Origin of the sequence: Polaromonas sp. (assembly GCF_013817205.1) — a bacterium.
Taxonomy (GTDB): domain Bacteria; phylum Pseudomonadota; class Gammaproteobacteria; order Burkholderiales; family Burkholderiaceae_C; genus Polaromonas.
Map to the genome: position 1 here is coordinate 14872 of NZ_JACDDD010000056.1, position 10641 is coordinate 25512.

The 10641-nt window shown below is 64.5% G+C and carries 7 protein-coding genes; 5 read left to right on the forward strand and 2 right to left on the reverse strand.

The features are described 5' to 3' along the window. Together rho and trxA are read right to left on the reverse strand one after the other, a co-directional pair. The coding region (gene rho, locus H0W47_RS13110) for a transcription termination factor Rho (RefSeq protein ID WP_296925087.1) at positions 1–1180 on the reverse strand (1180 nt) is incomplete at its 3' end. 241 nt (positions 1181–1421) lie between these two features. Beyond that, positions 1422–1754: a thioredoxin TrxA gene (gene trxA / locus H0W47_RS13115; protein ID WP_077594529.1), complete on the reverse strand. Its 333-nt coding sequence runs from the start codon at positions 1752–1754 to the stop codon at positions 1422–1424. A 132-nt stretch (positions 1755–1886) separates the two neighbouring features. Between trxA and H0W47_RS13120 the strand changes: the two genes are divergently transcribed. From H0W47_RS13120 to H0W47_RS13140, 5 genes are all read left to right on the forward strand, one after another. Then, a complete protein-coding gene (locus tag H0W47_RS13120; RefSeq protein ID WP_296925091.1) occupies positions 1887–4385 on the forward strand; it encodes a PD-(D/E)XK nuclease family protein in 2499 nt (832 codons plus the stop codon). Next, complete coding sequence (locus H0W47_RS13125) at positions 4361–7612, forward strand: exodeoxyribonuclease V subunit beta (RefSeq protein ID WP_296925094.1); 3252 nt, start codon at positions 4361–4363, stop codon at positions 7610–7612. The genes H0W47_RS13120 and H0W47_RS13125 overlap by 25 nt, the downstream gene beginning before the upstream one ends. 178 nt (positions 7613–7790) lie before the next feature. Then, positions 7791–9221, forward strand: a complete 1431-nt coding sequence (locus H0W47_RS13130) for a TIGR03862 family flavoprotein (protein WP_296925097.1) — start codon at positions 7791–7793, stop codon at positions 9219–9221. After that, positions 9218–9514 (forward strand): hypothetical protein, encoded by a 297-nt coding sequence (locus H0W47_RS13135; protein ID WP_296925100.1) that lies wholly within the window; start codon positions 9218–9220, stop codon positions 9512–9514. The genes H0W47_RS13130 and H0W47_RS13135 overlap by 4 nt, the downstream gene beginning before the upstream one ends. A gap of 243 nt (positions 9515–9757) precedes the next feature. Continuing rightward, positions 9758–10330, forward strand: a complete 573-nt coding sequence (locus tag H0W47_RS13140; RefSeq protein WP_296925104.1) for a GAF domain-containing protein — start codon at positions 9758–9760, stop codon at positions 10328–10330. Positions 10331–10641: the final 311 nt, after the last annotated feature.

A 10641-nucleotide genomic window follows, 5' to 3' on the forward strand; every position in this document is an offset into this window, starting at 1 on the left:
CGATTTCATCCATGTTGTACATGAACTGGCGCAAGATCCGCGACTTTTGCAGGATTTCGGGGGCCAGCAGCAACTCTTCCTTGCGGGTGCCGCTGCGGTTCAGGTGGATCGCCGGGAACACGCGTTTTTCGTACAGGCGACGGTCCAGGTGGATCTCGCAGTTGCCGGTGCCCTTGAACTCTTCAAAGATCACCTCGTCCATGCGGCTGCCGGTATCGACCAGCGCAGTGCCGATGATGGTCAGGCTGCCACCTTCCTCGATCTTGCGGGCGGCACCGAAAAAGCGTTTGGGACGCTGCAGTGCATTGGCATCGACGCCGCCGGTCAGCACCTTGCCCGAAGACGGTAATACGTTGTTGTAGGCTCGGGCCAGTCGGGTGATGGAGTCCAGCAGGATCACTACGTCCTTGCCGAGCTCGACCAGGCGCTTAGCGCGCTCGATCACCATCTCGGCAACGTGCACGTGGCGGGCGGCGGGTTCGTCGAAGGTGGAGGAGATGACTTCGCCACGCACGCTGCGCTGCATCTCGGTGACCTCCTCAGGACGCTCATCGACCAGCAGCACCATCATGACGACTTCGGGGTAGTTTGCAGTGATGGCGTGGGCGATGTTCTGCATCATCACGGTCTTGCCGGACTTGGGCGGCGCCACCAGCAGGGCGCGCTGGCCTTTGCCGATGGGGGCAATGATGTCGATGATCCGGCTGGTCAGGTTCTCCTCGCCCTTGATGTCGCGTTCCAGCTTGAACTGCTCGCGCGGGAACAGCGGTGTCAGATTCTCGAACATCACCTTGTGTTTGTTCGCTTCGGGCGCGCCGTCGTTGACCTTGTCGAGCTTGTTCAGTGCAAAGTAGCGCTCGCCGTCTTTTGGGGTGCGTACTTCGCCCTCGATCATGTCTCCGGTGTGCAGGTTGAAGCGGCGGATCTGGCTCGGGCTGATGTAGATGTCGTCGGTTGATGCGGTGTAGCTGGAGTCCGGTGCCCGCAGGAAGCCGAAGCCGTCGGGCAGCACTTCCAGCACACCGTCGGCGACGATGGTTTCACCCGTTTTGGAGCGCTTCTTGATGATGGCGAACATCAGCTCCTGCTTGCGCATGCGGCCGACGTTTTCGATTTCGAGTTCTTCGGCCTGCTTGAGGACTTCAGACACGTGCAGTGCCTTGAGTTCGTTTAAGTGCATGGGAAAACCTTGCGTGAAGTCAACTCCTCGCGGAGTTCATTTTTAAAAACGGGGGAGGTCTGAAAGGAAGCTAGAGGCGCTTCACAAACCGGGAACTCGAACTGACCGGCAGCGGCCAGTCAGCGAACAGGGGCATTATGACAGGAAATTGAGGGGGGTCGTCCGCAAGGGAGGGCGGGGGAATGGCCACACATGACAGGCCGGCGGCAGGGTCCGGATGGCGTGTGTGGCAGTTCGGGATTCAGGCCAGTTGCTGGTCGATAAAGGCCGTCAGTTGCGCCTTGCTCATGGCGCCGACCTTGGTGGCGGCGAGTTGGCCGTCCTTGAACAGCATCAGGGTAGGGATGCCGCGTATGCCGAACTTGGCCGGAATGTCACGGTTTTCATCGACATTCATCTTGGCGATCTGCAGACGACCGTCGTAACCGGTGGCGACTTCGTCAAGAATCGGGGCGATCATCTTGCAGGGACCGCACCACTCTGCCCAGTAGTCCACCAGCACCGGCTTGGATGCCTGCAGCACATCGGCTTCGAAGGTGGCATCGGTGGTATGTTTGATCAGTTCGCTGGCCATGGCATGTCCTTTGGGGAGGGTTCAGGAAATTGTGTCGATAGAAGCTAAAGTTGCAGGCATTGTGGCAGAAACCAAGTCCCCCCGTTGCGCGGCAAACCTCCCAGTCCGGCTATGGGCGTGATAGGCGAAGGCATGCCCGTGCCTGCCGGCCCCGGCGCTCCCTGCTGGGCGCGAGTCACGGCGCAGTTGTCAGGCTTGCTCCAGTCGCGCGGCATCCATCCTTCCCGCACGGTGGTGCTGCTGCCTTATGCGCAACTGATGCGCGAGGCCAAAGCTGCGTGGGCGGCAGGAGCCGGCGCCACCCATTTCCTGCCGCGTTATGAAACCACCATGAACTGGGCGACCCGCCTGGGCGGTTTCGAGCCGGCGCCAGGCGACCTTCGGCAGGACACCGCGCGCGACATCCTGACGGCCGCCTCGCTGCTGTCGCGCGCCGGACTGGGCGCGCAGCAGGAGGTGCTGGCACCGCGGCTGGTTGAGGCGGCGGCATCGCTGGCCCGGCTTGCAGCGGCGGTTCCTCCCGGCCAGCGGCCGGCCTGGGGCTCACGCCTGGGCGCCATGCTGGTCGCCGGCCTGGACGCGCCGGTGCTTCAGCTCGAAGCGGCGCTGGGCCAGATCGCGCTGGCCTGGGCATCGACCTCCAGCTATCCGTCCGATGTGTTGTTCTCCCCCCAGGCGGGCGAGGCGGTGGATCTGCTGGTGGTGCTGGAAGGTTTCCAAACCGAGCCGGTCACTGGCGCGTTGAAGGCCCACTTTGGTGAGCGGGCGGTATCGATTTCGCTTGATGTTCCTGCGGCCCCGTCTCTGCCGGCTCTCCATCCGGCGCCTGACTTTGAGGCCGAGGCGCAACGCGCCGCCGCCTGCGTGCTGTCGCATCTGGCGCAGGGCCGCAGCCCGGTCGCGCTGGTGGCGCAGGACCGGGAACTCACGCGCCGGGTGCGCGCCATGCTGGGGGAGGCCGGCGTCGCACTGCGCGACGAAACTGGCTGGAAGCTTTCCACCACCCGCGCCGCCGCCACGCTGATGGGTCTGCTGCGCGCCTCGACCTGGAACGCCACCACCGATGCCGTGCTGGACTGGCTCAAGAATGCGCCGGCGTTCGAGGCGGCCGAGGTCGCCGCCGCCGAAAAAGAGTTGCGCCGCAGCGGTGTGCGCGAGTGGCGCGCCGTTGGCGCATCCCTGCCAGTTGCCGGTGTGCTGGCGGCCCGGCTGAACCTGCTGCGTGACAGTTTGCAGCGCCCGCGTGCGCTGACCACCTGGCTGCGTGACCTGCGCGCCGCGTTGCAGGCGGCAGGGCAGTGGGAGGGCCTGGTGCGCGATGTGGCCGGCCAGTCCGTGCTCGAGGCCCTGCGCCTGCACGAAGGCGCCGAGTCCGAATTTGCCGATGCGGACGCGCGTATCAGCCTGGCCGGTTTCACCGCCTGGGTGAACCAGGCGCTGGAGGCGGAAAGCTTCAAGCCTGCGCATCCGGCCCAGGAGCAAGTGGTGATCCTGCCGCTGAGCCAGTTGCTGGGCCGCAGCCTGCAGGCGGTGGTGTTGGCCGGCTGTGACGAGCAGCACTTGCCGGTATCGCCCGAGCCGTCGGGCAACTGGACACCGCCGCAACGCGAGCTGCTGGGCCTGCCCTCGCGCGAGGTTGAGGCAGGGGCCCAGCGTGCCGCGTGGAAGCACGCCTTGCAGTTTTCGCACCTGGACCTGCTATGGCGCGAGAGCCACAACGGCGAGCGCCTGATGCCCAGCGGGTTTGTGCAGGAGTTGCTGCTGCAAAACCAGATCGAGATGGCATCAGACCCGCGTGTGTCGCGTTCGCTGCAGCTTGCGCCGACGCCGCGCCCCCTGCCGAGCGGCGAAGCCCTGCCGGTCAAGCGCTTGTCGGCCAGTGCGTACGAAGACTTGCGGCGCTGCCCCTACCGTTTTTTTGCACTGCGCCAGTTGCGTCTGCAAGAAGCCGACGAGCTGGACACCGAACTTGGCAAGCGCGACTTCGGCAACTGGCTGCACACGCTGCTCAAAATTTTCCACGAGGCCTTGCAGGCAGACCCGGTCCCCGATGTGGCGGCGCGCGAAATCCTGCTCAACCAGGCTGCGGAACAGGCGGCGCGTGACATGGGCCTGAGCGAAAGTGAGTTTTTGCCATTTGCGGCGAGCTGGCCGCGCGTGCGCGAAGGCTATCTGGCCTGGTTGGCAGAGCACGAAGCCGCCGGCGCAGTGTTCCAGGCCGCCGAGGTCGAACGGCAAACGCCGCTGGGCGAGCTGACCCTGACAGGCACCATAGACCGCATTGACCGGCTGGCCGACGGCAGCATATTGGTTCTCGACTACAAGACAGAGGCCAGTGGCACGACCCGGGAGCGCCTCAAGCAGCCGCAGGAAGACACACAACTCGCGTTTTACGCCGGCCTGGTGGAAGACGACACCCTGGCCGCCGCCTATGTGAATCTCGGCGAAAAGGAAGCCACACGCACTTACGAACAGGCCGAGATCGTCGCCCTGCGCGACGAACTGCTGGACAGCATCCTCACCGACATGGCACGGGTGGCGCGCGGCACCCCGCTGCCGGCGTTGGGGGAGGGCAAGGCCTGTGAGTATTGCTCAGCAAGAGGCCTATGCCGGAAAGACTTCTGGGCATGAAAGCCGCCTACGAACACAATGGCCAGCCGGTTTCAGCCGAGGCCTTCTACGCCATCGCCTGCGACCCCCGCCGCAGCGTGGCGGTGGAGGCCTGCGCCGGCGCGGGCAAGACCTGGATGCTGGTCTCGCGCATTGTGCGGGCGCTGCTGGACGGCGCACAGCCGCAGGAGATCCTGGCGATCACCTTCACCAAACGCGCCGCCGGCGAGATGCGTGAGCGCCTGCACGACTGGCTCGAGCAGTTCGCCCATGCGGATGACGCGACACTGATGCGGGAGCTGGCGATGCGCGGTTTTGCGTATCAAAAAGGCCCACAGCCCCCGCCAGACGGGCGTGAGCTGCTATCAAATTTATACCAACGTATTCTGGAGACCGGCCGCTCGGTACAGATACGCACCTTCCACAGCTGGTTTGCCGCCTTGCTGCGCAGTGCGCCGCTGGCCTTGTTGCAGCAGCAGGGCCTTCCGCTGAACTACGAGTTGCTGGAAGACGATGCACCGGCGCGCGCGCTGGTGTGGCGGCGTTTTTATGCCGCGCTGGTGCAGCAACCCGAACTCAAGGCCGACTTCGAGGCCGTGGTGCAGACCTATGGCCGCTTCCAGGCCGACAAGGCGCTGCAGGCGGCGCTGGACAAACGCACCGAGTTCGCGCTGGCCGATGCCACCGGCGTGGTCGAGAGCTCGGTGCAGCATTTCACGCTGCAGTTCACCGAGTTCGGCGGGCTTGACGAGCCGGAAGAGCTGCTGACCAGCAACCGCTTTCACCGCCAAACCCTGCGCGATGCCGCGGTGGCGCTGGCCCGCGCGAGTGCACCGACGTTTGCGGCCAAGGGGGTGGAGCTGGAGCAGGCGCTGAGCGCCGGCGACATGCAAGGCGCGTTCACGGCGCTGCTGACCGAGAAGGGCACACCGCGCAAGTTCGGCGAAAAAATCATCGGTATCGAGCAGGTGCGGGTGGCGCAGGAACTGGTGCTGCGTGTGCTGGCCGCGCGCCAGCAACACGACGCCTGGCTCTATCAGCAGCGCATGGCGCGGCTGGCACGGCTGCTGATTGCCGAGTTCAGCGCCCTCAAGCAGGAGCGCGGCTGGGTTGACATGAACGACATCGAAACGGCCGCGCTCTCGCTGCTGGGCGACGAGTTGCTGTCGGGCTGGGTTCAGCAGCGGCTGGACGCGCGCATCCGTCATCTGCTGATCGACGAGTTTCAGGACACGAACCCCCTGCAGTGGCAGGCGCTGTGGTCCTGGCTCAGCGGGTACGGCGGAGCGGGGGGCGGCGGGGGCACAGCGCCCAGCGTGTTCATCGTCGGCGACCCCAAACAAAGCATTTACCGCTTCCGGCGCGCCGAGCCGCAGGTGTTCAAGGCTGCGCAGCAGTTTGTGCGCCAGGGCCTGGCCGGTGAGCTGCTCAGTTGCGACCACACACGGCGCAATGCGCAGCGCGTGATCAGCACCGTCAATACCGCCATGGGTGCCGCGCGCGACGCCGACGGCTACGAGGGCTTTCGCGAACATACAACCGAATCGCTTGAGGCCGGCGCGGTTGGCCGTTTGCCGGCGATTCCGCGCAGCAAGGAGGACGAAGCCGCTTCGACCGAGTTGGGCGGCTGGCGCGACAGCCTGACCACGCCGCGCGAGATTCCTGAAGAGACTTTGCGCACACTCGAGGCAAGGCAGGCCGCAGCCTGGATATCCCGACAGATCGCCGCTGGCCTGAAACCGGAGCAGGTGATGGTCTTGTCACGCAAACGCGCTGGCCTGCTACCGCTGCAGGACGAGCTGCGCGCACTGCACATCCCCGCCGTGGTTGGCGAGAAAACCGCGCTCATCGATTGTTGCGAGGTGCAGGACATCGTCGCGCTGCTCGATGTGCTGGTCTCACCCCAGCACGATTTGTCGATGGCACGCGCGCTGAAGTCGCCGCTGTTCGGTCTGGACGACGAGGCACTGGTACAGATCGCATTGCAGCGTGCAGACACGGGCCGAGCCTGGTTTGAAGTGCTACAAAAATCAGAGCACCTTGCGCCCGCTTTGCAAGGGCTGGGGCCGGTTTTGATGCTATACAAAAGCTGGCTCGATGCACTTCCGCCGCACGACGCATTGCAGGCGATTTACCACCACGGCGATGTGCTGGCCAAGTTTGCCGCTGCCGCGCCCGATGCGCAGCGCGTCAGTGTGCTGGCCAATCTGCAGGCCTTGCTGGCGGTGGCGCTGCAGCTCGACGGCGGGCGCTACGCCACGCCTTACGCCTTTGTGCGCGCGCTCAAGGCTGGCGGCCAGCTCGCGCCGGCCAGCGTCAGTGATGAGGCGGTGCGTCTGCTGACCATCCACGGTGCCAAGGGCCTGGAGGCCGAAGCCGTGCTGCTGCTGGACACCGACACGCTGGAGCGCAATGCCGACAGCATGGGTGTGCTGGTGGACTGGCCGGGCGAGGAGGTCGCGCCGAAAAAATTCGTGTTCCTGGTCAGCGAGACACGTCCGCCGGCCTGCGCGGTCGAGACACTGGCCGAAGAGCAGGCGGCGCGCCGCCGCGAGGAGCTCAACGCCCTGTATGTGGCCCTGACTCGCGCGCGCCACACGCTGGTGCTGTCGTCAATCACGCCGCACCGCGAGACCACCGACAGCTGGTGGCGGCGACTAGACCGGTTGGTTGACGAGATTCCCGTGCCGCCGGCGCAGGCGCTGGAAGGCGGCAACGCGCGCGCGCTGGATTTTCTGCTGGAACTGCCTGCAGCCCCCGTCTTGAATGCGTTATCAGCTATTGAAGTGATAGCAGACGAGGATTCCGAAGCAGCCCGCATCGGCCAAGCCATGCACCGCCTGCTCGAATGGGGCTTGCTGGCGCCGGCTCAGCTGCGGGCGGTGCAGCGTGAGTTCCGTTTGAGTCCGGCCCAGGGCCAGCAGGCCACCGAACGCGCGCGCAGCATCCTCGCCGGTGAGGGAGCCTGGGCCTGGAACACGGACGTGATTGCCTGGCAGGGCAACGAAGTCGAGCTGTTCCACGCCGGCCAGCTGCTGCGGCTGGACCGGCTGGTGCAGCGCCGGGATGCCGGGCATGAGGGCCACTGGTGGGTGCTTGACTACAAGTCGAACGCAGCGCCACAGCGCCTGCCCGAGCTGGTGGCGATCATGCAGGTTTACCGTGCGGCGGTGCAGGATCTGAATCCCGGACAAACCGTGAAAGCGGCGTTTTTGACCCCGCAAGGTGCGATGCTGGAAGTGCCGTGAACGGCGCAAGCCGGAGCCGGGCGGCATAATCCAGTCATCACCGGTGCGCGTTGCCGGCCCTTGGCTATCGCCGCCAGTTTGAAGTATTTTTGGCCTCCAGCCTTGCTGGACTTGCGCAAGTAGCCATTAAATTGATAGCACTCCAAATTGCTGACGACTCTTTACTCCGGACCTCTCTTTGAACGAATTACCTGCCACTGCTTCCCCCCAACGTGTCGCTGTCATAGGCGGCGGCCCGGCCGGCCTGATGGCCGCCGAGGTCCTCTCGGGCGCCGGTGCAGCGTTGGAGGTTCAGCTGTTCGACGCCATGCCTTCGGTGGGCCGCAAGTTTTTGCTGGCCGGCAAGGGTGGCCTCAACCTCACGCATTCCGAAGGGGCCGAGGCTTTCCTCAGCCGTTATGCCGAGCGCAGCGCGCAGATCGCGCCCTTGCTGGCTGCTTTCGGCCCGGAACAGCTGCGCGCCTGGGCGCAGGCGCTGGGTGTGGAGACATTTGTCGGCAGTTCGGGCCGCGTGTTCCCCAAAGACATGAAAGCCGCGCCGCTGCTGCGCGCCTGGTTGCAGCGCCTGCGTGCGGCCGGCGTGAAGTTTTCAATGCGGCACCGCTGGCTGGGCTGGACCGACGATGGCGCGCTGCGTTTTTTCACCCCCGCTGGCGAAAGCAGTTTCCAGGCAGACGCGGTGGTGCTTGCCCTGGGCGGTGGCAGTTGGGCACGGCTCGGTTCCGACGGCGCCTGGGTGCCGCTGCTGACGGATCGTGGTGTCACGGTCGCGCCGCTGCAGCCTTCGAACTGCGGCTTCGATGTGGGTCCCGAGCCGCAGACGCTGGCGGCCGCCGAAAACGGCGAAACGCGGCGCGAGTTTTTCAAAGAGCTGATCGGCCAGGGACCGTCGCAGCAGCCGGGCTGGACAGACCACTTCGCCAGCCGTTTCGCCGGCCAGCCCTTCAAGTCGGTGGCGATCAGCTTCACCGATTCCCAGGGCCGCAGCTTCTGCCGCAAGGGCGAGTTTGTCGCGACCACCAGCGGCGTCGAAGGCAGCCTGATTTACGCGGCATCCAGCTTGCTGCGTGATGAAATCGCTGCGGAAGGCAGCGCGACATTCACGCTGGACCTGCTGCCCGGCAAGACGCCGGAACAGGTGCTGGTCGAGGTACGCCATCCACGCGGTTCGCGCTCGCTGTCCAGTCACCTGAAAAGCCGGCTCGGCATTGAAGGCATCAAGGCGGCGATGCTGCATGAATTGCTCAGCAAGGAAGCGATGAACGACCCGGTGCAACTGGCGCGTGCCATCAAGGCGCTGCCGCTGCGTGTGGTGGCGGTGCGCCCCATCGACAAAGCGATCAGCAGCGCCGGCGGCGTGCGCTTCGACGCGCTCAATGCCCAGCTGCAACTGACCGCCCTGCCGGATGTGCCGGTGTTCTGTGCCGGTGAAATGCTCGACTGGGAAGCCCCCACCGGCGGCTATCTTCTGACCGCCTGTTTTGCCAGCGGGCGTGTGGCGGGGCAGGGTGTTTTGAATTATTGCAGCATCCGGCCCCCATCTGGCGGGCGTAGCCAGCCATTGATTCGAGCCTTTCAACCCAACCCGCAGACCGGGAGCTTGCCATGATCGTGCGTTTCCATATCGACCCCGCGCCCGGCAGTGGCTTTGAATACCGGGTCACCTACGAAGGCGAAGACCTGTATAGCGATGCAGGCCTCGACAGCATCGAGGCCTGCATCGTCGCAGCCACCGAAGGTCTGGGCCAGGACGCGGTGGCAGCCGAGGTTGCCTACTGCAGCATCATCAGCGGCACCTACCCGCTGGCCTCGCTGGCGCTGGTGTCGGCCCAGATTGCGCAACATGCGGAGCAGACCACCGAGGCCGTGGCAGAGGTATTGCCTCAGGCCTCTTCGCGCTAGTCACGGTTCTGTTATTGTCCCTGGCGTACAGCGCGGCTGCAATCCCAAACAAGGCAGGCCACAGGCCTGGACCTCTCGCATGACCCTGAAAACTGAATCGGAAAAAGACCGGCTGGCGGCACTGAAGAGCTTGTTGGTGATGGACTCCCCGGAAGAAATGGCCTACGACGACATCACTCGTCTGGCGGCCAGTATCTGCGGGACGCCGATGGCGTTGATTTCGCTTGTAGACGACAAGCGCCAATGGTTCAAGCCCGCGTCGGCTTGGCGATCCGGGAGACGCCGCGCGACATGGCCTTTTGTGCACATGCCCTTCCGGCTCCCGACGGGGTGCTGGTCGTTGAAGACACACATCTGGACACGCGCTTCGCCGACAATCCGCTGGTTACAGGCGAGCCGAAGATACGTTTTTACGCCGGGGCGCCCCTGGTCACTTCGGGCAAGCATGTGCTGGGCACGCTGTGTGTCATCGACCGCGTGCCTCGCACTCTCGATGATGAGCAGCTTGAAACCTTGAAATTCATGGCCACCCAGGTGATCGCGATGCTCGAAGCGAAGGCTGGCTCACAGCAGCCGCAGGCCGTGGATAAAAACAGGGCTGCCGGCATCGAGCGCCTTCGCAAGGTCATCGCCCAGGAGCGCGCGGCAGGGCGCACGGGGAGCGATACCTTGCAACTGCTGACGGAGCGCATGCGGGCCTATGAAAATGGCAGCAAGCAAGCACCCAATCTGAGCGAATTCATCGAGTGGCGCAACCTGGTGGAACTGGAGAGAGCCAAATCCCGGTTTGGCAGGGGCCTGAACCGTCCCGGTTAACCGCCGCGAAAAACTGCGGGTTGCGGTAGCCTGATGGACAGGCAGTGGCCGTGTGGGAGTTTGAAGCGAGGAGAGATCCAGAAGCCAGGTCAAAACTGTCTTTTGGCTGAATAAGGTGACGAGCCTTGACGCCGCCATAGAAATTGAGAATCCCTGTAAATTCAAGGACTTATGGCGGGTCTGTCTGAATCGCCCCGGGTTTCATGGAGGCTGTTTGGTTTAAGTCATGCCTCCACCGTGGAGGCTTGACTGGCGAGTTGCCGGTAGTAGTTTGCCTCAGCTTCTGCCGGAGGTATATATCCGATAGGGCC